The 22868-nt window shown below is 62.2% G+C and carries 25 protein-coding genes; 2 read left to right on the top strand and 23 right to left on the bottom strand.

Annotated elements, in window-relative coordinates:
- Nucleotide 1: 1 nt before the first annotated feature.
- The 23 genes from nuoN to EWH12_RS07555 all read right to left on the bottom strand — a co-directional run bounded on the left by nuoN (nucleotide 2) and on the right by EWH12_RS07555 (nucleotide 21272).
- Nucleotides 2–1438 (bottom strand): NADH-quinone oxidoreductase subunit NuoN, encoded by a 1437-nt coding sequence (gene nuoN, locus EWH12_RS07450; RefSeq protein WP_129926185.1) that lies wholly within the window; start codon nucleotides 1436–1438, stop codon nucleotides 2–4.
- Nucleotides 1438–2985, bottom strand: coding sequence for an NADH-quinone oxidoreductase subunit M (locus tag EWH12_RS07455; RefSeq protein ID WP_066602238.1), 1548 nt, complete (start codon nucleotides 2983–2985; stop codon nucleotides 1438–1440). The genes nuoN and EWH12_RS07455 overlap by 1 nt, the downstream gene beginning before the upstream one ends.
- Entirely contained in the window at nucleotides 2985–5066 is a 2082-nt protein-coding gene (gene nuoL / locus EWH12_RS07460; protein ID WP_129926186.1) for an NADH-quinone oxidoreductase subunit L, read from the bottom strand. The genes EWH12_RS07455 and nuoL overlap by 1 nt, the downstream gene beginning before the upstream one ends.
- 10 nt (nucleotides 5067–5076) lie before the next feature.
- Complete coding sequence (gene nuoK, locus EWH12_RS07465; RefSeq protein WP_004211745.1) at nucleotides 5077–5382, bottom strand: NADH-quinone oxidoreductase subunit NuoK; 306 nt, start codon at nucleotides 5380–5382, stop codon at nucleotides 5077–5079.
- Nucleotides 5379–5990, bottom strand: a complete 612-nt coding sequence (locus EWH12_RS07470; protein ID WP_129926187.1) for an NADH-quinone oxidoreductase subunit J — start codon at nucleotides 5988–5990, stop codon at nucleotides 5379–5381. Before EWH12_RS07470 ends, nuoK begins: the two co-directional genes overlap by 4 nt.
- Nucleotides 5991–6020: 30 nt before the next feature.
- Nucleotides 6021–6506 carry an NADH-quinone oxidoreductase subunit NuoI gene (nuoI, locus tag EWH12_RS07475; RefSeq protein ID WP_066602247.1) on the bottom strand — a complete coding sequence of 162 codons (486 nt, stop codon included), beginning with the start codon at nucleotides 6504–6506 and terminating at the stop codon, nucleotides 6021–6023.
- On the bottom strand, nucleotides 6503–7552 hold the full coding sequence (nuoH, locus tag EWH12_RS07480; RefSeq protein WP_066602250.1) for an NADH-quinone oxidoreductase subunit NuoH: 1050 nt from the start codon (nucleotides 7550–7552) through the stop codon (nucleotides 6503–6505). The genes nuoI and nuoH overlap by 4 nt, the downstream gene beginning before the upstream one ends.
- A gap of 106 nt (nucleotides 7553–7658) precedes the next feature.
- Nucleotides 7659–9665 (bottom strand): NADH-quinone oxidoreductase subunit NuoG, encoded by a 2007-nt coding sequence (gene nuoG / locus EWH12_RS07485; RefSeq protein ID WP_129926188.1) that lies wholly within the window; start codon nucleotides 9663–9665, stop codon nucleotides 7659–7661.
- Nucleotides 9666–9764: 99 nt separating this feature from the next.
- Entirely contained in the window at nucleotides 9765–10463 is a 699-nt protein-coding gene (locus tag EWH12_RS07490; protein ID WP_207212374.1) for a hypothetical protein, read from the bottom strand.
- Nucleotides 10460–11803 carry an NADH-quinone oxidoreductase subunit NuoF gene (gene nuoF, locus EWH12_RS07495; protein WP_129926190.1) on the bottom strand — a complete coding sequence of 448 codons (1344 nt, stop codon included), beginning with the start codon at nucleotides 11801–11803 and terminating at the stop codon, nucleotides 10460–10462. Before nuoF ends, EWH12_RS07490 begins: the two co-directional genes overlap by 4 nt.
- On the bottom strand, nucleotides 11803–11952 hold the full coding sequence (locus EWH12_RS22200; protein ID WP_165363581.1) for a hypothetical protein: 150 nt from the start codon (nucleotides 11950–11952) through the stop codon (nucleotides 11803–11805). Before EWH12_RS22200 ends, nuoF begins: the two co-directional genes overlap by 1 nt.
- Nucleotides 11949–12617, bottom strand: coding sequence for a complex I 24 kDa subunit family protein (locus EWH12_RS07500; protein ID WP_066602259.1), 669 nt, complete (start codon nucleotides 12615–12617; stop codon nucleotides 11949–11951). The genes EWH12_RS22200 and EWH12_RS07500 overlap by 4 nt, the downstream gene beginning before the upstream one ends.
- On the bottom strand, nucleotides 12617–13852 hold the full coding sequence (locus EWH12_RS07505) for an NADH-quinone oxidoreductase subunit D (protein ID WP_066602262.1): 1236 nt from the start codon (nucleotides 13850–13852) through the stop codon (nucleotides 12617–12619). Before EWH12_RS07505 ends, EWH12_RS07500 begins: the two co-directional genes overlap by 1 nt.
- The gene (locus tag EWH12_RS07510) at nucleotides 13852–14637 is read right to left on the bottom strand and encodes an NADH-quinone oxidoreductase subunit C (protein ID WP_129926191.1); all 786 of its coding nucleotides are present in this window, start codon (nucleotides 14635–14637) and stop codon (nucleotides 13852–13854) included. Before EWH12_RS07510 ends, EWH12_RS07505 begins: the two co-directional genes overlap by 1 nt.
- A gap of 1 nt (nucleotide 14638) precedes the next feature.
- Nucleotides 14639–15193, bottom strand: coding sequence for a NuoB/complex I 20 kDa subunit family protein (locus tag EWH12_RS07515; protein ID WP_066602268.1), 555 nt, complete (start codon nucleotides 15191–15193; stop codon nucleotides 14639–14641).
- Nucleotides 15184–15558: an NADH-quinone oxidoreductase subunit A gene (locus tag EWH12_RS07520; RefSeq protein ID WP_066602274.1), complete on the bottom strand. Its 375-nt coding sequence runs from the start codon at nucleotides 15556–15558 to the stop codon at nucleotides 15184–15186. Before EWH12_RS07520 ends, EWH12_RS07515 begins: the two co-directional genes overlap by 10 nt.
- Nucleotides 15559–15687: 129 nt before the next feature.
- Nucleotides 15688–16503, bottom strand: a complete 816-nt coding sequence (locus tag EWH12_RS07525) for an inositol monophosphatase family protein (protein ID WP_066602277.1) — start codon at nucleotides 16501–16503, stop codon at nucleotides 15688–15690.
- Nucleotides 16504–16542: 39 nt separating this feature from the next.
- The gene (locus EWH12_RS07530; RefSeq protein WP_066602280.1) at nucleotides 16543–16929 is read right to left on the bottom strand and encodes a hypothetical protein; all 387 of its coding nucleotides are present in this window, start codon (nucleotides 16927–16929) and stop codon (nucleotides 16543–16545) included.
- Entirely contained in the window at nucleotides 16929–17495 is a 567-nt protein-coding gene (efp, locus tag EWH12_RS07535) for an elongation factor P (protein WP_066602282.1), read from the bottom strand. The genes EWH12_RS07530 and efp overlap by 1 nt, the downstream gene beginning before the upstream one ends.
- Before the next feature lie 221 nt (nucleotides 17496–17716).
- Nucleotides 17717–18292: a M23 family metallopeptidase gene (locus EWH12_RS07540; RefSeq protein ID WP_129926192.1), complete on the bottom strand. Its 576-nt coding sequence runs from the start codon at nucleotides 18290–18292 to the stop codon at nucleotides 17717–17719.
- Entirely contained in the window at nucleotides 18289–19383 is a 1095-nt protein-coding gene (locus tag EWH12_RS07545; RefSeq protein ID WP_066602286.1) for a L,D-transpeptidase family protein, read from the bottom strand. The genes EWH12_RS07540 and EWH12_RS07545 overlap by 4 nt, the downstream gene beginning before the upstream one ends.
- Nucleotides 19384–19458: 75 nt before the next feature.
- Entirely contained in the window at nucleotides 19459–20166 is a 708-nt protein-coding gene (gene thiE, locus EWH12_RS07550) for a thiamine phosphate synthase (RefSeq protein WP_129926193.1), read from the bottom strand.
- Nucleotides 20167–20366: 200 nt separating this feature from the next.
- Nucleotides 20367–21272 (bottom strand): fructose bisphosphate aldolase, encoded by a 906-nt coding sequence (locus EWH12_RS07555; protein ID WP_129926219.1) that lies wholly within the window; start codon nucleotides 21270–21272, stop codon nucleotides 20367–20369.
- Nucleotides 21273–21659: 387 nt separating this feature from the next.
- On the opposite strand from EWH12_RS07555, the gene EWH12_RS07560 reads away from it, so the two are divergent.
- Entirely contained in the window at nucleotides 21660–22754 is a 1095-nt protein-coding gene (locus EWH12_RS07560; protein WP_242495976.1) for an MFS transporter, read from the top strand.
- Nucleotides 22732–22857 carry a hypothetical protein gene (locus EWH12_RS22890; protein ID WP_277986015.1) on the top strand — a complete coding sequence of 42 codons (126 nt, stop codon included), beginning with the start codon at nucleotides 22732–22734 and terminating at the stop codon, nucleotides 22855–22857. The genes EWH12_RS07560 and EWH12_RS22890 overlap by 23 nt, the downstream gene beginning before the upstream one ends.
- Nucleotides 22858–22868 lie beyond the last annotated feature (11 nt).

The following is a 22868-nucleotide window of genomic DNA, read 5'->3' on the forward strand; positions in this document are numbered from 1 at the left end:
GTCAGAAGAGCGACGCTGCCGCGGCAGCGCTCGCCTGATCTAGAAGGGGGTTGAGCAGATAGCCCAGCACGATCACCACGGCGCAGGCCGTCAGGATGATATTTTCGACCGAGCCGCCCTTCGCCTCATAGGCGGCGGTCGGTTCGTCGAAATACATCGTCTTGATGATCTTGAGATAATAGAAGGCACCGATCACCGAAGCCGTGATGCCGAAGGCCGCCAGTGCGGTCAGGCCAGCCGCGACGGCGGCGTCGAATACCAGGAACTTCGCCCAGAAACCGAAGAGCGGCGGGATGCCGGCCATCGAGAACATGAAGATGGCGAGTGCGGCGGCCAGGCCCTTACGCGACTGCGACAGGCCCGCCAGACTGGCGATGGTTTCGATCGGCTTGCCGTCCGCATCGCGCATTTGCAGGATACAGGCGAAAGCGCCGATCGTCATCAGGACGTAAATGGCCATATAGCTCATCGTGCCCGCGACACCGGCAGGGGTGCCGGCCGCCAGGCCGATCAGCGCGAAACCGACATTGTTGATCGACGAATAGGCCATCAGCCGCTTGATGTTGGTCTGGCCGATCGCCGCGACGGCGCCGAAGAGGATCGAGGCGAGCGCGACGAAGATCACGATCTGCTGCCAGTCCAGACCTGCCGGCCCCAATGCTTCGATCGCGACGCGGACGGTCAGGCCCATCGCGGCGACCTTGGGCGCGCTGGCGAAGAAGGTCGTGACCGGGGTCGGCGCGCCTTCATAGACGTCGGGCGTCCACATATGGAACGGCACGGCGCTGATCTTGAAGGCAAGGCCCGCCAGCACGAACACCAGGCCAAACAACTCGCCCTTCGACACGCCGTCACCGAGCGCCACGGCGATGCCGTCGAACCCCGTGCTGCCGGTGAAGCCGTAAAGCAGCGAGATGCCGTAGAGCAGGATGCCGCTGGCGAGCGAACCCAGCACGAAATATTTGAGGCCCGCTTCCGAAGAGCGTTCATCCTGCCGCATGAAGCTGGCAAGGACATAAGAGGCGAGGCTGTTCATCTCCAGGCCGACATAGAGCGTCAGCATGTCGCCCGCCGACACCATCATGCCCATGCCGATGGCGGCGAACAGGATCAGGATCGGATATTCCGGGCGGGGGGCGCCGTCGGTCGAGAAGAAGCGCGGCGCGAGCAGGACGGCCGCCGCGGCCGCGCTGTAGATCAGCGCCTTGGCGAAGACCGAGAAGGCGTCGGCGCGGTACAAGCCGTCAAAGGCGTCCGGTCCATGGGCAAGCGAGCAGGACAGCGCCACGCCCGCGATCGCCAGCGTGATGACCGAGAGCCAGTTGACGACACGGGCCGAGCCGTCGCCGCCAAAGGCCGCGACCAGCATCAGCACAAGGCCGCCTGCAGTCAGGATGAGTTCGGGCAATACTGCCAGAAGGGAAGCGGAGTCGATCATCAGTGCGCCTCCCCGTGCGCAGGGGCTTCTTCATGGTGGCTCGCGCCCGCAGGCTTGGGCGCACCCATCTTGATCTTGGAATCTCCTGCGGGAGCCGCAGGGGCGAGACGCGCTTCGAGCGCGCGGATATCAGCCCGCATCGGCGCCAGGAAGCTTTCGGGATAGACGCCCATCCACAGCACGACCGCCGCGATCGGCGCCATCAGCCAGAACTCCCGGATCGACAGGTCGGGCATGGCGGCGGCATCGGCATTGACCTGCGGGCCGTAACAGATGCGGCGATACAGATAGAGCATATAGGCCGCGCCCAGAATGATCCCGGTGGTGCAGACCAGCGCGACCCAGCTCGACGCTTGATATACGCCCATCAGCGACAGGAATTCGCCGACGAAGTTGGAGGTGCCGGGCAGACCGACCGCCGCCATCGTGAAGAACAGGAACAGCACGGCATAGCGTGGCATATTGATGCTCAGGCCGCCATAGCGGTTGATCTCACGGGTATGCAGGCGGTCGTAAACGACGCCGACGCACAGGAACAGCGCGCCTGCGACCAGGCCATGGCCCAGCATGACCATCATCGCACCCTCGATGCCCGCCTGGTTGAAGGCGAACAGACCAATCGTGACGATCGCCATGTGCGCGACCGACGAATAGGCGATCAGCTTCTTCATGTCCGACTGCACCATCGCGACCAGCGAAGTGTAGACCACCGCGACCATCGACAGGCCCCAGACCAAAGGCGCAAGCTGCGCGGAGGCTTCGGGAAACATCGGCAGCGAGAAGCGGATGAAGCCGTAGCCGCCCATCTTGAGCAGAACGCCCGCCAGGATGACGGAGCCTGCCGTCGGCGCCTGAACATGCGCATCGGGCAGCCAGGTGTGGACCGGCCACATCGGCATCTTGACGGCGAAGCTGGCGAAGAAGGCCAGGAACAGCCAGGTTTGGACATGCGGATCGAAATTATAGGCCATCAGCGCCGGAATTTCGGTGGTGCCCGCCTCATGCACCATCCACATCATCGCGATCAGCATCAGCACCGAGCCGAGCAGCGTGTAGAGGAAGAATTTATACGAGGCGTAAATCCGGTCCGCGCCACCCCAGATGCCGATGATGAGGTACATCGGGATCAGGCCAGCTTCGAACATGATGTAGAAGAGGTAGAGATCCTGCGCCGTGAAGACGCCGATCATCAGCACCTCCATGAACAGGAAGGCCGCCATATATTCGCCGACCCGCTTGTTGATCGCGTTCCAGCTCGCGCCGATGCAGATCGGCATCAGGAACACGGTCAGCGCGATCAGCATCAGGGCGATGCCGTCGATGCCCAGGGCCCAGGCGAAGCGACCGAAGATCGGCGCATATTCCTGGAACTGCCACTGGAGGCCGCCCTGGTCGAAATTCAGCCACAAGACGATGCCCAGGACGAAATCGACCAGCGTCGCGATGAGCGCGATCCAGCGCGCGTTGTTGGCGCTCGCGAAAAGGCAGGCGATGGCCCCGGCCATCGGGACTGCCATCATCAGGGAAAGGATGGGGAAGCCGTCCATTATCGTGTCATCGCCCAGGTTGCGGCAGCGGCGAGGCCGATCAGCATCACCAGCGCGTAGGTGTAGAGATAGCCGGATTGCAGCCGACGGGTAATTTTGTTGCCCTGCACGACCAGCGCAGCCAGGCCGTTCGGCCCGAACCGGTCGATGAAGCCGACATCACCGAACTTCCAGAAGAAGCGACCGATCGCGAAAGCGGGCTTGACGAACAGGAAATTATACAGCTCGTCGAAATACCATTTGTTGAGCAGGAAAGTGTACAGCCCGGTGAAGGTCGCCACAAACCGCTGCGGCCAGTCGGTATTCTTGATGTAGCTCAGCCAGGCGACGAACAGACCGGTCAGCATCACCGTGAACGGCGCAAACTTGACCCAAGTCGGCACTTCATGCGCGGCATGCATCAGGTGGCTGTCGAACGCGAGCGCGCCCTTCCAGAATTCGATTCCGCCTTCGGAACCGATGAACTGGTCGTGGAACAGGAAGCCGGCGAACACCGCGCCCAGGCTGAGCACGATCAACGGGACCAGCATGACGAGCGGGCTTTCGTGCGGGTGATAGCCACCCGTGCCGTCGCCTGCCTCATGGGCATGATGATCGTCATGACCGTGCGCCGCATGGGCGTGATCGTCATGTGCATGGACGGCATGATCGTCGTGACCATGGTCGTCATGGCCATGGGCGTCATGCAGCGCATGCTGGATATGTTCCGACTGGGTCCAGCGCGGCTTGCCGAAGAAAGTCAGGAAGACCAGGCGCCAGCTATAAAAGCTGGTGAGCAACGCAGCGAACACGCCGACGATGAACGCCCCGGTGCCGGCCCCGCCAGCGGCATAGGCTGCTTCAAGAATGCCGTCCTTCGAATAGAAGCCGGCAAAGCCCACGCCGATGATCGGCAGCCCTACGCCGGTGATGGCAAGCGTGCCCAGCGTCATCGTCCAGAAGGTGATCGGGATGCTTTTCCGCAGGCCGCCATAATAACGCATGTCCTGCTCATGATGCATCGCATGGATGACCGACCCGGCGCCCAGGAACAGCAGCGCCTTGAAGAAGGCGTGCGTGAACAGGTGGAACATCGCCGCGCCATAAGCGCCGACGCCCGCGGCGAAGAACATATAGCCCAGCTGCGAACAGGTCGAATAGGCGATGACGCGCTTGATGTCGGTCTGCACCGTACCCACGGTCGCGGCGAACAAACAGGTCGCTGCGCCGACATAGGTGACGACGGTCAGAGCCGTTTGCGACGTTTCGAACATCGGCGACAGGCGGCAGACCATGAAGACGCCCGCGGTGACCATCGTCGCCGCGTGGATCAGCGCCGACACAGGCGTCGGGCCTTCCATCGCGTCCGGCAACCAGGTGTGCAGGCCAAGCTGCGCGGACTTGCCCATAGCGCCGACGAACAGCAGCAGGCAGAGGACCGTCATCGTGTCGAAGCGGTGGCCGAGGAAGCCGATGGTCGAACCGGCCATTGACGGGGCCATTTCCAGAATTTCCGGGATCGATATGGTATTGAACACCAGATAGGTGCCGAAAATGCCCATCATGAAGCCAAGGTCGCCGACGCGGTTGACGACGAACGCCTTGATCGCGGCTGCATTGGCGCTGGGCTTGCGGAACCAGAAACCGATAAGCAGGTAGGAGGCCAGGCCCACGCCTTCCCAGCCGAAGAACATCTGGAGCAGATTATTCGCGGTCACGAGCATCAGCATCGCGAAGGTGAAGAGCGAGAGATAGGCGAAGAAGCGCGGCTGATCCGGCTCTTCGTCCATATAGCCCCAGCTATAAAGGTGGACGAGGCTCGACACGCTGGTGATGACCACCAGCATGACCGCCGTCATCGTATCGACGCGCAGCGCCCACTGGGCGTCGAAGCTGCCGCTTTCGATCCAGGTGAAGAGCGGCGTCACCGATGCTTCGGCATGACCAAACAGGAAGGGAACGAAGATCGCCCAGCTCATGGCGCAGGCTGCAAACAGCGCGCCAGTGGTGACGATCTTGGCGGGCAGTTTGCCGAGAGCCTTGTTGCCCAGGCCCGCGATGGCAGCAGCCAGCAGCGGAAGAAGAACGATAAGCTGGATCATGAGTTCAGGCTCAGCCCTTCATCCGGTTGACATCGTCGACGGCGATGGTGCCGCGACCACGGAAGTAAATGACGAGGATGGCAAGCCCGATGGCCGCCTCGCCCGCCGCGACGGTCAGCACGAACATGCTGAATACCTGCCCCACCAGATCGCCAAGGAAGGCGCTGAAGGCGACGAGGTTGATGTTCACACTGAGCAGGATCAGCTCGATCGCCATCAGGATGATGATGACATTCTTGCGGTTGATGAAGATGCCCAGCACCCCCATCACGAAGAGGATGGCGCTGACCACCATATAATGTTGAAGGCCGATCACAGCTCCACCCCCTGCCCTGTGGGCTGATTGATATTGCGGACCGCATCCTGCGGACGGCGGCGGTTCTGCTTGGCGATATTCTGGCCTTTCACGCCGCCGCGTGCGCGATGGGTCAGGACAATCGCGCCGATCATCGCGACCAGCAGGACGATGCCCGCTGCCTCGAACAGGAAGATATAGCGGGTGTAAAGCAGCCCGCCGATCGCCTGGATGTTGCTGAGTTCCGGGTTCACCGGCGCGGCGCGCTGCGCCAATTCGATGGGACCAGCGCTCCACAGGCCAATGCCAAGCACGATCTCCGCCAGCAGCACCAACGCGATCAGCAGCCCGAATGGCAGATAATCGACGAAACCCGCGCGTAATTCAGCAAAGTCGATGTCCAGCATCATGACCACGAACAGAAACAGCACCGCGACCGCGCCGACATAGACGATGACGAGCAGCATCGCGATGAATTCAGCGCCCAGCAGCACCATCAGCCCCGCCGCGTTGAAGAAGGCGAGGATCAGCCACAGCACCGAATGAACGGGATTGCGCGACAAAATGGTGAGCGCGCCGCTGCTCACCACCAAAATGGCGAACAGGTAAAAGGCGAGGACGTGAATCACAGGTGCAATATTCCCTTTGACGCGCGCGGCTTAACGATAGGGGGCATCGGCGGCAAGGTTCGCGGCGATCGCGCGTTCCCACTTGTCGCCATTTTCAAGGAGCTTGGCCTTGTCATAGATCAGCTCCTCACGGGTTTCGGTCGCGAACTCGAAATTCGGCCCTTCCACGACCGCATCGACCGGGCAGGCTTCCTGACAGAAGCCGCAATAGATGCACTTGGTCATGTCGATGTCATAGCGCGTTGTGCGCCGGCTGCCATCGTCGCGCGGCTGCGCCTCGATGGTGATCGCCTGCGCCGGGCAGACCGCCTCGCATAGCTTGCACGCGATGCAGCGCTCTTCCCCGTTGGGGTAGCGGCGCAGCGCATGTTCACCACGGAAACGCGGCGAAATCGGGTTCTTTTCGTAGGGGTAGTTGATCGTCGCCTTGGGCTTGAAGAAATACTTCAAGGTCAGCCAGTGCGCCTTCACGAACTCCCAGAGGGTGAAGCTTTTGACGTAGTAACCGAGGCTCATTGTGCGCCTCCATAGCGCGTCAGCATGAGGAAGCCCGAAACCAGGAAGACGAAGAAGAGCGAGGTCGGCAGGAAGATCTTCCAGCCCAGCCGCATCAGCTGGTCATAACGATAGCGGGGCACCGTCGCCTTCACCCAGGAGAAGACGAAGAAAAAGAACAGGATCTTGGCGAACAGCCACAGGATGCCCGGCACATAATAGAGCGGCGCCCAGTCGAGCGGAGGCAGATAGCCGCCCCAGAACAGGATCGCGTTCAGTGCGCACATCAGGATGACGTTGGCATATTCGCCGAGCCAGTAGAGCGCGAAGGCCATGGACGAATATTCGGTCTGATAGCCCGCGACCAGCTCGCTTTCCGCTTCGGTCAGATCGAAGGGCGCCCGCGCAGTTTCGGCCATGGCGGAAATCAGGAACATGATCGCCATCGGGAACAGCAGCGGGTTGAAGCCATTGCCGTTCAGGAAGCCATAATAGCCCTTCTGACTTTCCACGATCGCGGTCAGATTGAAACTGCCGGCCCACAGCACGACGCAGATCAGGATGAAGCCGATGGAGACTTCATAACTGATCATCTGCGCGCTGGCGCGGATCGCGGAATAGAAAGGATATTTGGAGTTAGAAGCCCAGCCCGCCAGAACAATGCCATAGACGCCAAGCGAACTGATCGCGAGGATATAGAGCAGACCGACATTGATATTCGCCAGCACCACGCCGACCTGAAACGGGATCACCGCCCATGCCATCAGCGCGATCGTAAAGGTGATAATCGGGGCGATAATGAACAGCGTCTTATTCGCCGCCGACGGGATGATGGTTTCCTGCAGGAACACCTTGGCGCCGTCCGCGAAGGATTGCAGCAGGCCGAACGGGCCGACGACATTGGGGCCGCGGCGCAGCGCCATCGCCGCCCAGATCTTGCGGTCGGCATAGATGAGCATCGCGACCGCCAGCATGACCGGCAATGCGATCACCAGGATGCCTATGATGGTCGACAGGAACCAGGCACCTTCGAACGACATGCCCAGATTTTGGAAGAAAGCGGTCACTTAATGCCCCCAGTGTTAATGGAGCAACGTGCTCCCGCGAAAGCGGGAATCCAGTTCAGACGTCGGGACTGGGTTCCCGCCTGCGCGGGAACACGGATGCGCTGCATCATTCTGCCGCCTCCGCAAATTCCACCCCATGGATCAGTTCGGCCGAGCATATCTGCATCGTCGGACTGGCGCGGCAAATGGCGTTGGTCAGGTAGAAATCCTTGATCGGCGAAGCCAGTTCGCCAGTCGCGCCAGTCGGCAGCGAGGGAATGGACCAGCCATAATCGGCCAGCCCCTCGACGCCCAGCGCCGGAACCGCCTTGACCATTGCGGCGCGCAGAGCGTCGAAGCTGTCGAACGGCAGCTTGGCGCCCAGCGCTTCGGACAGCGCACGCAGGATCGACCAGTCCTCGCGGGCGTCGCCCGGCGCGAACACGGCCTTTTCACCGAACTGAACCCGGCCTTCCAGATTGACGTAAGTGCCAGCCTTTTCGGCATAGCTTGCGCCCGGCAGGATGACGTCCGCCGCATGGGCGCCCTTGTCGCCATGATGACCGACATAGACTTTGAAGCTGTCGGGGAAGGCGGCATAATCCACCTCGTCCGCGCCGAGCGAAAGGAGCAGCTTGGGCGCGGCGGCCGCCACCGCCTTGATGCCGCCCTGCGTCGCATAACCCAGCATCAGCCCGCCCATACGTGCCGCCGCAAAATGCAGGACGTTATAGCCGTTCCAGCCGTCCTTGATGAGGCCCAGCGTCTCGACCAGCGCCAGCGTGTCGCCATGCGCGCCGTCCTTGGCCAGTACGCCGCCGCCCACGATCATTGCGGGCCGCGCGGCCTTGCTGAACGCCTCGACCACCGCTTCCGGCAGCTTGGCGAGCAGCGATGCATCATTGCCCAGCCATTCGACCTTGTAGGTCAGGTCGAACTCAGGCCCGATGGAAAAGACCTTCGCGCCCTTCTTTATCGCCTTGCGCAGCCGCGTGTTCACCAAAGGCGCTTCCCAGCGCAAATTGGTGCCGACCAGCAGGATGACATCGACGGTTTCCAGATCGGCCAGCGGCGTATTGAACACCACCGAAGACAGGCTCGAAACGTCATAGGACAGGCCGGTCTGACGGCCTTCCAGCATCGTGCCGCCAAGCTTTTCGACCAGCGCCTTGCCGGCGAACATCGTCTCGCAATCGAGCAGGTCACCGGCGATCGCCGCGACGCTACCGCCATGCTGGACCGCTGCGACGGCGGCGAAGGCTTCCGCCCAGGTCGCCGAAACCAGCTTGCCGTCCTTGCGGACATAGGGTTTGTCGAGCCGCTTGCGGACCAGACCATCGACATTGTGCCGAGTCTTGTCCGACGCCCATTCCTCGTTCACGTCGTCATTGATGCGCGGCACGGCGCGCAGCACCTGACGGCCCCGGCTGTCGAGCCGGATATTGGTGCCCAGCGCGTCCATCACGTCGATCGCATGGGTCTTCTTCAATTCCCAAGGACGCGCTTCGAACGCATAGGGCTTGGCAGTCAGCGCGCCGACGGGGCACAGGTCGACCACATTGCCCGACAATTCGCTCTTGGCGGCATGTTCGAGATAGGTGGTGATCTGCATATTTTCGCCGCGACCGATCGCGCCGATTTCCGGCACGCCCGCCACTTCCTCGGCAAAGCGCACGCAGCGGGTGCACTGGATGCAGCGGGTCATGACCGTCTTGACGATCGGACCCATATATTTCTCGGTGACGGCACGCTTATTCTCGTCATAGCGCGACGCGCCGCGGCCATAGGCGACCGACTGGTCCTGCAAATCGCATTCGCCGCCCTGATCGCAAATCGGGCAATCGAGCGGATGGTTGATGAGGAGGAACTCCATCACCCCTTCGCGCGCCTTCTTGACCATTTCGCTGTCGGTGCGGATTTCCTGCCCCTCGGCAGCGGGCAACGCGCAGGATGCCTGCGGCTTGGGCGGTCCGGGCTTCACTTCGACCAGGCACATGCGGCAATTGCCCGCGATGGACAGGCGTTCATGATAGCAGAAGCGCGGAATTTCCTTCCCCGCCATCTCGCACGCTTGCAGAACCGTCGCACCCGCCGGGACTTCGAGTTCTACGCCGTCAACTTTGACTTTAGGCATTCGCGCTGCCCTTTTTGGAAGCGATGAGCGACTTGGCCGCCCGTTTATGACCACCGACCCTCTCGGCGTGGCTTGGGGCGAAATTAAGGCGGATCTGGTTCATTTTTGCACCTCGGTCCGAGCAAATTCGCTCTTAGTCACGGCGCGGGTCAAACGAAGCAATCCTTCAGCGACGGCGCCCTTCACCGTCGCCTTCGACAGTTCGATTTTCTCGCCATCGGGGATGCACGCGCTGAATTTCGGCATCAACGCCTGAACGGTTTCATTTTCCTGACGAGAAGCTGGATAAGATAGCACCAGCGACCGTGAAAGCGCTGGATTGGCGCGCGCCACACATTCACCAAATTGTTCCAGCGCCACCACTGAATATGCCGCACTTGGAACAGTATCGCCATATAATTGGAGATAACCGCTATTCAAATCATCCGGGAATGAGTCAATGGCCTTGGACTTATAGTCATGCTTGAAAAGCGCTACGAAAATTCCTCCTCGCAGCAAGTTTTCCGAAAGCTCCAATTGACCATCCGCCATGCACTCGTCCGAAGGATCGAACATGCTTTTTAGCAAAGATTTATATTCTGGCGAACCGACGGGCAGATCAATGAATTTACGCGTGCGTCCTTGCGAACGATCAACGACGCAAGCCGCAAATCCCTCCATGGTCACTCGCGCGGCCGCGGGGCCTCGACCCGGCATTTGCGCCACACGATGACGGATCAATGTCCCCGTTTCCTGCGCCAATGCCGGCGGCGCCGCAACAAAAGCGGCGGATATTAGAAGAGCGAACCGCAGTATCACTCCGCTGCCTCCATGACGGGGGCGCTATCCTTGTTTTCATTGATGCGGCGCTCGATTTCCGGGCGGAAATGCTTGATGAGTCCCTGGATCGGCCATGCCGCCGCGTCGCCCAGCGCGCAGATGGTGTGGCCTTCGACCTGCTTGGTCACCTGGTGCAGCATGTCGATTTCGGACAGGTCGGCGTCGCCGGTGCGCAGCCGCTCCATCACCCGCCACATCCAGCCAGTGCCTTCGCGGCATGGCGTGCATTGGCCACAGGACTCATGCTTGTAGAAATAGGACAGCCGCGAAATGGCGCGAACAATGTCGGTGGACTTGTCCATCACGATGACCGCTGCGGTGCCAAGGCCGGAACCCAGCGCCTTCAACCCGTCGAAATCCATCGGCGCGTCCATGATTTCGCGCGCCGGGACCAGGGGGACCGACGAGCCACCGGGGATCACCGCCAGCAGATTGTCCCACCCACCCCGGATGCCGCCGCAGTGGCGGTCGATCAGTTCGCGGAACGGGATCGACATGCTTTCCTCGACCACGCACGGTTTGTTCACATGGCCGCTGATCTGGAACAGCTTGGTGCCGCGATTGCCTTCGCGCCCGAAGCTGTTGAACCATGCCGCGCCGCGGCGCAGAATCGTCGGGCTGACCGCGATGCTCTCGACATTGTTCACCGTGGTCGGACAACCGTAAAGGCCCGCGCCCGCCGGGAAAGGCGGCTTCAGGCGGGGCTGGCCCTTCTTGCCCTCGATGCTTTCGATCTGCGCGGTTTCCTCGCCGCAGATATAGGCGCCCGCGCCGCGATGGACAAAGACGTCGAAATCATAGCCCGACCCGCAGGCATTCTTGCCGATAAAGCCCTTGGCATAGGCCTGCTCCACGGCGGCGAAGAGCACCTTCGCCTCATAGATAAATTCGCCACGGATGTAGATATAGGCGGCCCGCGCCCGCATCGCGAAACCGGCGATCAGCGCGCCTTCGATCAGCTTGTGCGGATCGTGGCGGATGATTTCGCGGTCCTTGCACGACCCCGGCTCGGATTCGTCGGCGTTAATGACCAGGAAGCTGGGACGGCCATCCTTGCTTTCCTTGGGCATGAAGCTCCACTTCATGCCGGTCGGGAAGCCGGCGCCGCCACGGCCGCGCAGGTTCGACGCCTTGATGATGTCGATGATCGCGTCCTGGCCGATTTCCATCAGCTTCTTGGTATTGTCCCAATCGCCGCGTTTGATCGCCGCGTCGATGCCCCAATCCTGGAAGCCATGGACGTTGGTGAAAATGCGGTCCTTGTCGGACAGTGGCCCCACAAAGGGAGGCGGCGCGGGAGGTGCGGTGTCGTCGGCCATTACCGGCCCTTTCCGATCAGTTTTTCAGCCACGAAATAGGCGAACACAGCCAGCGTCAGCCCGATGACCAGGCCCAGCACCGCGCCGATGATCTTGAGCGCGATCACGAACACGATGATGCCGAGGATGATGGCGATCAATGCGCTCACGCCCAGTCACCCCGATAGTCGTGATTGTCGGTGACCATCTCTTTAAGCGTCGTCGGGCCGCCTTCGGGCGCGCTGGTCTGACGGTCGATCTGCGGGCCGATCTTGGGCTGGCCGCCAGAGGCCAGCGTCTCCAGGATCGCGCTCATGCTGTCATAGGTCAGGTCTTCATAATTATCGTCGTTGATCTGGACCATCGGCGCGTTGGCGCAGGCGCCAAGACATTCGACTTCGGTCAGGGTGAACAAGCCATCGGGGGTCGTGCCCCCCTTGACCAGGCCCTTGTTCTTGCACGCCGAAAAGACATCGTCCGACCCGCGCAACATGCAGGGCGTCGTGCCGCACACCTGCACATGATAGCGACCGACCGGCGCGAGGTTGTACATAGTGTAGAAGGTCGCGACCTCATAGACGCGCATATACGGCATATCGAGCTGACGCCCGATATATTCCATCACCGGCACAGGCAGCCAGCCATTGGTTTGCGTTTCCGCAGCGACCTGACGCTGTGCCAGGTCGAGCAGCGGCATCACCGCCGACTGCTGACGACCGGCGGGATAACGGGCGATGACAGTCTTGGCCTGCTCGGCATTTTCGGCGGTCCACTCGAACGCGCCCCAGCGCGCGCGGGTTTCCGCTTCATCGGGGATATGAACTGCGTCAGCCATTATCGGTCACATTCTCCGAACACGATGTCCATCGCGCCCAGTACAGCGGTTGTATCGGCGAGCATGTGGCCCTTCATCATGAAGTCCATAGCTTGCAGGTGCGAGAAAGCGGTCGGGCGGATCTTGCAACGGTAGGGCTTGTTGGACCCGTCGGCGACCAGGTAGACGCCGAATTCCCCCTTGGGGCTTTCGGTCGCCACATAGACCTCGCCTGCGGGGACGTGGAAACCCTCGGTATAGAGCTTGAAATGATGGATCAGCGCTTCCATCGATCGCTTCATCTCACCGCGCTTGGGCGGCACCACCTTGCGGTCGAAGCTGGCGATCGGCCCTTCGGGCATTTCGTTCAGACACTGTTTCATAATGCGCGCAGACTGGCGGACTTCCTCGACGCGGACCATGAACCGGTCATAGCAGTCGAACTGCGTGCCAACAGGCACGTCGAATTCCATCCGGTCGTACACGTCATAAGGCTGCGACTTGCGGATATCCCAGGGAATACCGGAGCCACGAATCATGGGACCGGAAAAGCCCCATTTCAGCGCGTCTTCTTTGGATACGATCGCGATGTCGACATTGCGCTGCTTGAAGATGCGGTTGTCGGCCACCAGGCTGATCGCATCCTCGAACAGGCGCGGCAGACGACCGTCGAGCCAGTCGGCGATGTCCGTCAGCAACTTCAAGGGCACGTCCTGATGCACGCCCCCCGGACGAAAATAGGCGCTGTGCATCCGCGCGCCCGACGCGCGCTCGAAAAAGTTAAGGCAATCCTCGCGGATTTCGAACAGCCACAGGTTCGGCGTCATCGCGCCAACATCCATCACATGGCTGCCCAGGTTCAGCATATGATTGCAGATGCGGGTCAGTTCCGCGAAGAACACGCGCAAATATTGCGCGCGCAGCGGCACTTCCAGGTTCAGCAGCTTCTCGACCGCCAGAACATAGCTATGCTCCATGCCGAGCGGCGAACAATAGTCCAGCCGGTCGAAATAGGGCAGCGCCTGCATATAGGTTTTATATTCGATCAGCTTTTCGGTGCCGCGGTGCAGCAGACCGACATGCGGGTCGCAACGCTCGACGATTTCTCCGTCCAGTTCCATGACCAGACGGAGCACGCCATGCGCCGCAGGATGCTGCGGGCCGAAATTGATCGTGTAGTTCTGGATTTCCGTATCGCCATAAGACGGATCTGCCGCGTCCGTGCGATGTTCCAGTTCGTCGAGATAGTCGGCCATCAGGCTTTGTCCTCCGGCTTGGCGGCGCCTTTACCTTCGTCGGCCGTGGCAGCGGGCTTAGTCGGCGCGTCGTCGGACTTCGCTTTTGCCGCCTGATTGGCAGCCTCGCCAGCGCCGGTATCGGCCTTCTTCTCGGTCACCTTCGGCGTCGGCGCGGCATCAGGCGCAGCCGGCGCTACGGCCTTTTCGTCGCCCGGCAGCACATATTGCGCGCCTTCCCATGGGCTCATGAAGTCGAAGCTGCGGAAGTCCTGCGCCAGTTTCACAGGCTCATAGACGACTCGTTTATCCTCTTCGGAATAGCGCAGTTCGACATAGCCGGTCAGCGGGAAGTCCTTACGCTGCGGATGCCCCTTGAAGCCATAGTCGGTCAAGATGCGGCGCAGATCGGTATTGCCGTCGAACACGACGCCATACATGTCGAACACTTCGCGCTCCAACCAGCCGGCGACCGGCCAGAGATGCGTGACGGTGGGCACCGGCCTGTCTTCGTCGGTTGATACCTTTACGCGGATACGATGGTTCCGCGTGACGCTTAGCAAATGATAGGCGACCTCGAACCGCTCCGGACGATCGGGATAGTCTACGCCGGCGATTTCCATCAGTTGCTGATATTGCGCCATGTCGCGCAGCGCGACCATGGCGTTCACCAACTCGTCGCGCTCGACGATGAAGGTCAGTTCGTCGGCATGATCGACAGTTTCGATCAGCATCGATCCCAGCAGGACGCCGATTTCCTCGGCGATCCCGTCGATGGTCGCGATCTTGGGTGCGGAATGTCCCATATTAGCGCTCAATCGTCCCGATACGGCGGATTTTCCGCTGCAACTGCATCACGCCATACAGCAAGGCTTCGGCGGTCGGCGGGCAACCCGGCACATAGATGTCGACCGGCACGATCCGGTCGCAGCCACGCACTACCGAATAGCTGTAATGATAATAGCCGCCGCCGTTCGCGCAGCTGCCCATTGAAATCACATATTTCGGATTGGACATCTGGTCGTAAACCTTGCGCAACGCCGGAGCCATCTTGTTGCACAGCGTGCCCGCGACGATCATCACGTCCGACTGGCGCGGGGACGCGCGTGGCGCCACGCCAAAACGCTCCATGTCGTAGCGCGGCATGTTGACGTGGATCATCTCGACCGCGCAGCAGGCTAGGCCGAATGTCATCCACCACAGCGAACCGGTGCGCGCCCATGTGAAGAGATCTTCGGTCGAGGTGACCAGGAAACCCTTGTCATTCACTTCGCTGTTGAGCGAATTGAAGAAATCCTGGTCGGGCTGCGTGCCCTGCGGCGGCAAGGTGCCAGGCGCCGGGTTGTAGAGTTCTACTCCCAATCGAGTGCTCCCTTCTTCCACGCATAGACGAGGCCGAGCACCAGCTCCGCTATGAAAATCATCATGGTCGCCCAGCCGGCCCAGCCGATCTGGTCGAGGCTCACCGCCCACGGAAACAGGAACGCCGCTTCAAGATCGAAGATGATGAAGAGAATGGCGACCAGATAGAAGCGCACGTCAAACTGGCTGCGCGGCTCCTCGAACGCGGGGAAGCCGCATTCATATTCGGAAAGCTTGGCCGGTTCGGGCTTATGTGCGCCGGTCAGCCGGCCCACCAGCATCGGCAGGAAGACGAAGGCGCCGGAAAGCAGCAACGCGACCCCAAGAAAGATCAGGATCGGCAGATATTGGGCAAGATCGACCAACGGATTCCCCTGGGCGAAAAGGTTGTTGGGGGCGCTTTAGGCCTGCTGCATATGCGAAGCAAGGGGCCAACGCCCTGAGAATGAATCGCAAAAAGGCCAAGCGCTTGAAGCGCTTGGCCCAGCGGGGCTTTAGCGCAGCGCGCCAGCCACCAGCTTGTGCAATTTGCTGTGGATCGCATCATTGCCGGCGATCACTTCCTTGCGCTCGATCGACTGGTCGCCGCCGCGAAAATCGCTCGCGAAACCGCCCGCTTCGCGCACCAGCAGCAGGCCGGCGGCGACATCCCAGGGCTGCAGGCCGCTTTCCCAATAGCCGTCATAGCGGCCCGATGCGACATGGGCGAGATCGAGCGAGGCCGCGCCGAAGCGGCGGATGCCCGCGACCGAAGGCGCGACCGCACCGTAGATGCGGGTCCATTGCGCCATGTCGCCATGGCCCATGAAAGGAATGCCGGTGGCAATGACGCAGTCGGCCAGGTCGCGGCGGGCCGAGACTCGCAGGCGCTGGTCGTGGCGCCAGGCGCCGCGGCTCTTTTCCGCCCAATAGCTCTCGTCAGTGACCGGCTGGTAGATCAGGCCAGTCGTGATCTCGCGCTTGCCGCTGCCATATTGCGGTTCTTCGACCGCGATCGAGATGGCGAAATGCGGGATGCCGTGCAGGAAGTTGGTGGTGCCGTCCAACGGATCGATGATCCAGCGCGGCTTGGTCGGATCGCCCTCGATCACGCCGCCTTCTTCCAGCAGGAAGCCCCAGTCGGGGCGCGCCTTCTGCAATTCCTCGACCAGCGTCTTTTCCGCCTGCTGATCGGCCTTGGACACGAAGTCCGCCGGGCCCTTGCGGGACACCTGAAGATGTTCGACTTCGCCGAAATCGCGGCGCAACTTCGATCCCGCCTTGCGCGCGGCGCGTTCCATGACGGTGAGAAGGCCGGAGTGCGATACCATATTATGTCTCCGCCGTCCCCGGTGGGACGGCCTGCTGGATTATTTCTTCGGGGCGGGCCTGGCGGCCGGGGCGGCGGGGCGATAGCCGCATACGCCGGCGATCACGGCCAGCATCTGCGACGGGTCTTTCCGGTCGACCTTGCCGGCATTGGCGGCGATGACCTTGTCCGTCGCCTCGCTGACCTTGGAGACCGCATTGGAATAGAGGCAGTCGAACAGCGCACTCTTGACCGGCGCTTCGACCTCGTTCGACTGGAGCGCGCTTGTGACGATGCGCAGCACATAAGCCGCGCTGTCGAGTTGCGCCTTGGTCGGCGCGGCTTGCGCCTGCGCCATAGCCTGGGTGGGGACCGCGGCCGGCATGACGGCGATCGCGAGGCCAAGCGCCAACCGAGCGGCCCATGCCGTGCTGCGGTCCATAGGCATCAGTCGGCGCGCTTCACATATTCGCGGGCATAGACGTCCACGACGATGCGGGTGCCGCTGACGATGTGCGGCGGGACCATGACGCGCACGCCATTGTCGAGGATCGCGGGCTTGTAGCTGGCGGAGGCGGTCTGCCCCTTCACCACGGCGTCGGCTTCGACCACGGTCGCTTCGATCGTGTCGGGCAACTGGACCGAAATCGGACGATCTTCGTACATTTCCAGCGTCACTTCCATGCCGTCCTGCAGGAAGTCGGCCGCTTCGCCGAGTAGTTCGGCGGGCAGGTTGATCTGCTCGTAATTCTCATTGTCCATGAAAACGAGCATGTCGCCTTCGGCATAGAGATACTGGAAATCCTTGGTGTCGAGGCGGATGCGCTCGACGCTCTCCGCGGAGCGGAAACGGACATTGTTCTTGCGGCCGTCGATCAGGTTCTTGAGTTCGACCTGCATATAGGCGCCGCCCTTGCCGGGCTGGGTGTGCTGGATCTTGACGGCGCGCCACAGGCCGCCCTCATATTCGATATTATTGCCGGGACGAATGTCCACGCCGCTGATCTTCGCCATGGGAAGAGCCTGCCTATATGTCTGAAGGTGGAAAAGAGCCGGCCTCTTGGAGGCTGGGCGCGCCTTTACAGCGGGACGGGGCGAAGGGCAAGGGGCCGGAAGTTCCGGAACTTCTCGCATATGACGCATGGCGAATTTTTCAGGGGCAAGTCGTGGAGAAACCCGACGATGGGAAAGAGCGCAGACGCCCGTCATAGCATTTCGGCGGTCTGTAGGACAGGTCAGCGGCGCGCCAGCAGCGGATAGGGATTGATCGCGCGCCCGCCATACCAGGGTTCGCCGGGCGTCATCGCATGGACCGCGAAATGGAGATGCGGCGCGCTCGGATCGGCGTTGCCCGTGCTGCCCACCATCGCGATGCGCTGGCCGCGGCGCAGCCCCTGCCCTTCGCGCAGGCCCGGCGCATAGCCGTCGAGATGGGCGTAATAATAGAGCAGTCGCCCGTCAGCCGAGCGCTGGTAAAGGGTGCGGCCGCCGTCGTGGCTCCAGAAGATTTTTTCGACTCTGCCGTCGGCTGCGGCCAGCACCGCCCTGCCCCGCGCCGCCATGATGTCGATCGCATCATGCGGCCGCGCGCCATGGGCGCGGGCCTGGGTGAAGGTGTCGGCCAGGGCCGACGCCGGCACGCCCTCGACGGGAATCAGCAACGGGCCAGCGTCCGCAGACCTGGCGGCGCGGGGCACAGGCGCGATCACGGACGGCCCGTCCGCTGGCACGATCCGAACGCAGAAATGCGCGAAAGCAACGCAGAACAGCAGCGCCACAGCGATGCTGCCCCACAGTCGCGGCCGCCTCATGCCTGGAACTTGGCCTTGATCCCGCTCTTGACCATCTGGGCCAGACGCGCCGCGTCCCAGTTGGTCAGGCGGATGCAGCCATGGCTTTCGGTACGCCCGATCGTCTGCGGTTCGGGCGTGCCGTGGATGCCATAATGATCCTTCGACAGGTCGATCCACACCACGCCGACCGGGCCGTTGGGGCCGGGTTTCAGCACCGCCTTCTCATCCTTTGAAGAGGCGTCCCAGAAAAGTTTGGGATTATAATGGAAATCGGGATTGCGGCTCACCCCCTTGATCGTCCATTCGCCCAGCGGCAACGGGTCATGCTGCGATCCCGTCGTCACCGGAAATTGCGCGATCAGGCGGTTTTCCGCGTTATAGACCTTGAGCAGCCCTTCGGACTTGTCGACCACCAGATGATCGGCCTGCGGCTGATCCTTGGCCACGCCAAGACTGGCGAGCGTTTCGCCCCAACCACGCTCATCACCCTCGATCATAGCGACCGGCTGATTGTCGATCGCAGGTACGCGGATGGTCGTACCCGCCCCGACCTTCGTATTGGGCGGATTGAGCGCGATCAACGCTTCGGGCGTGGTGTGGAAGCGTTCGGCGACTTTTTCCAGCAGATTGCGATAGGTAAGCGCGGGAAGCTTCGCCTGCTCATTGAGGTCGCCGCGCGGGACGTCGAAAAAGGGGCCACGCGCGAAATCGTCTGGAATTTTCACCAGATAGGTCGTCGGTCGCGATTCCCCTTCCAGCAGGGCGGCGCTGGTCTTCTGATCGAAACTGCCGGTGATGGGCAGGTCATGCGCCTCCTGGAAACCGCGCAACGCCGCCTTGAAGCTCATGCCATCTTTGCCGTCGAGCACGCCGGGCGAGAAACCCCAGCGATCGAGCGCGACCTGCGCCATGAGAAAGCGATTGGGTTGTTGGGGATTTTGTTCCTGCACGACCTGGAAGGCGTAGGCGTCGCTCGTGACCGCAGCGGCGGCATTGGCCGCGTTGGCGGGCTGGACGGCATTGCCGGCAGGCGCGCTGCTATTGGCGTCGGTAACGCTGACATTGCAGGCGCTGCATAGCAGGGCGACGAGCAACAGATGGTTTTTCAAGGCGATTCTCTCCGATCAGACGAAGAGAGAACGCGCGAAGAGGCGGAAAGCTGCGATCAGCCGAAACCGCCCCGCTTAACGTGGCGGCGGCGGCTTGCTGGCCAGCACTTGCGCAAAGGCGGCGACGCCCGCCTTCGGACCGTCCGGGTGGTTCCACACCGCGCTGCTGACCGCCAGAAAGTCCGCGCCCGCGGCGACCAAAGGTGCGGCATTCTCCGCGGTCACGCCGCCGATCGCGACGCACGGCAGTTCGAACAGGGTCGTCCACCATCCCAGGATCGACGGCTCGGCGCGGTGGAGCGTTTCCTTGGTAGTGGTAGGGTAGAATGCGCCGAACGCGACATAGTCGGCCCCCGCCTCGCCCGCTTCCATCGCCAGATGGCGGCTGTCATGGCAGGTCACGCCGATCTGCACCTTCGGCCCCAATTGTTCGCGTGCGTCGCGCGGGTCGCCATCCTCCTGCCCCAAATGGACGCCGTCTGCGCCGAGGCGCTTGGCGAGGCCGATGCTGTCATTGACGATGAAGGCGACATCCCGCTCCGCGCACAGCGCCTGGATCGGCGGGGCGAGCGCGGCGATGGCGTGATCGTCGATCCCCTTGAGCCGCAATTGAAACGCCGCGACGCTGCCGCCGTCGAACGCGGCGGCGAGTTGATCGAGGAAGCCGTCGTCGATGGCCGGCGGGGAGATCAGGTAAAGCTGGCAGGCGGGGCGGAAGCCCAGTTCGAACTGGTCGGCGAAATGTGGGTCGAGCGCCAGCTCTTCATCGGTGAAATCGGTCATGGGCGCTTTATAGCCATTCAGGAGGCGAGGCCAAGGGCGCTATGCTGGAATGCAATGTCCAGCCTTTCATCCGTTCGGGCTGAACCTGCCGAAGCCCCCTTCGACTGCCTGCAAGGGAAGGCGCTCACGACACAGCTCGACAAGCTCTGGACTATCAATGAAATGGCCGGGCGGACATGCGCCGCCCGGCCTTCACAAATTCAGGCCGCGACCGGCCGCTTGGCGGTCGAGGCGCCGTGGATTTCGTCAATCGCTTCGCCCAGCGACGCGTTGAACTCGTCATCGCTCATCTGGTGACGCAGATCGTTGAGCAGCGCGCGGCTGAAGCTGGCGATGATGCCGCGATTCTTGGCCAGTTCGACACAGGCTTCGGGACGGGCGAAGCCACCCGACAGCGCCACGACGCGCAGCACGGCGGGGTGATCGACCAGCGGGTCGAACAGGCCGGCCTTGGCGGGCAGCGACAGTTTCAACATCACCTGAACGCCATCGGGCAAGGCATCGAGATTCTTGAGGATTTCCTCCAGCAATATCTGGTCGGCTTCCGCGCGTTCGGGCGACTTGATGTTCACTTCCGGCTCGATGATCGGCATCAGACCGGCGGCGAGAACCTGCTGGCCGACTTCGAACTGCTGCGCGACCACGGCGGCGATACCTTCGCGGTTGGCGAGGTTCACGACCGAGCGTTCCTTGGTGCCGAACACGCCCAGCGCCTTCGACCGGTGCAGCAGGATGTCGAGATCGGGATTGGGCTTCATCAACTGCACGCCGTTCGCCTCATCCTCCAGACCCTTGTCGATCTTGATGAAGGGCACTACGCCACGCTCCAGCAACGCCTGCGGGGTCGGCTTGCCGTCGACGGTGCCGTCCATGGTGCGCTCGAACAGGATCGCGCCCAGCACCTTGTCGCCAGTGAAGGCGGGAGAGGTGATGACGCGGCTGCGCATGGCGTGGATCAGGCCGAACATTTCCTCTTCGCTGGACCAGGCGTCTTCCTCCACGCCATAGCCCTTGAGCGCCTTGGGCGTCGATCCGCCGCTCTGGTCGAGCGCGGCGATAAAGCCCTCACCCGTAGCGATCTTCTGCTTCATATCCTGATCCAGCATCTGCACATACCTTCCCTTGGGCGCCGCCCCCTGGCGGCACGAAAATAGATTAACGACAGACGCTCCACCATCTGCCGGCCGGGTGCGACTTTCTGTTGTTATCGCCGGTATTCCGGCTGGTAGCCAGTCCCATGCCGCACCGCAAGGCGCATCGCCCGTAAACGCCACGCGAAGAGCCTGTTATAGCTGCGTTTCCGCACGCCGATGCTATCGAGGACGCTGGGACCGGGCGGTACTCGTTTCGTGATGACGATCGGACGCACAGGCAGAATGGCGGCGGCCATGCTTCTTCCGGGGAGTGTCTCTCCCGCCCGCGCGGCGGAAAACCCCATAATGAATCATGATCGGCGGGTTGAAAGGTTGCGTCTTGCGACCCATAGGGCAGGCATGACCAGCACCGCCGCCGAAAGCCCCGTCGACATTTCCCCCGTCATGATCCTCCTGATGGCGGTCGCCTGCGGAGTCATCGTCGCCAACCTTTATTATGCTCAGACGCTGATCGATGTGATCGGGCCGGAAATCGGCCTTTCTCCCAGCGTCGCAGGGCTGATAACCACGCTGACCCAGCTAGGCTATGGCGCAGGCCTGTTCCTGATCGTGCCGCTGGCGGATCTATTCGAAAATCGGCGGATCGTACTGACCTCGATTGCGGCCACCATGTTCGGTTGCATCGCCATCGCCCTGTCCAACGGTCCGACCAGCTTCCTCGTCGCCTCCGTCCTGACTGGCGTCGGCGCCACCGGCGCGCAGGTGTTGGTTCCCCTCGCCTCGCACCTGGCCGCCTCGGAAAAGCAGGGCCGCGTGGTCGGCACGGTGATGAGCGGACTGTTGTTCGGCATCATGCTATCGCGCCCGATCGCCAATTTCCTGGCTGGGTCGGTCGGCTGGCGCGCCACCTTCATCGTCTCTGCAGTCGTAATGGCCATGGTGGGCGTGGCGCTGCTCGCCGCCTGTCCACAACGCAAGCCCAAGGGCGGGATGCGGTATCGCGACGTGCTGGCGTCGACCTTCGATCAACTGGTCAAGCATCGCGTCGTGCGGATGCGCGCTTTTTATCAGGCCGCCATGTTCGCGGCGTTCAACCTGTTCTGGACCGCCGCGCCGCTGGCGCTGATCCATGAATTTCACCTCGGCCATGCCGGCATTGGCGCTTTTGCGCTGGCTGGCGCGGGCGGCGCGCTGGCCGCGCCGATCGCGGGATGGATGGCCGATCGCCGCCTGACCCGCCCCGCCTCGCTCATCGGCATGATCGGACTGACGGCCGGTTTCCTGCTCGCCGACTGGACAGTGGCGGCGGGTAGCCTGATCGGCTTCACCATCATGGCGGTGCTGATCGACGGCGCGGTGCAGATGAGCCAGATCACGGGGCAGAAGCTGATCTTCTCGCTCGATCCCCATGCGCGCGGGCGCATCAATGCGGCCTATGTGACCGTCATGTTCCTGGTGGGGATTGGGGTCGGTGATCGGATCGGTCACCTATGAGGCGGGCGGCTGGACCGCCAGCGCGCTGGCCGGTGCGGCCATTGGCGGGGTCGCAACCCTGGCCTTCCTGCTGTTCGACCGGGGCGCCAGCATCGCGCGCTGACCCCCGGCCGC

Origin of the sequence: Sphingobium cupriresistens (genome assembly GCF_004152865.1) — a bacterium.
Taxonomy (GTDB): Bacteria; Pseudomonadota; Alphaproteobacteria; order Sphingomonadales; family Sphingomonadaceae; genus Sphingobium; species Sphingobium cupriresistens.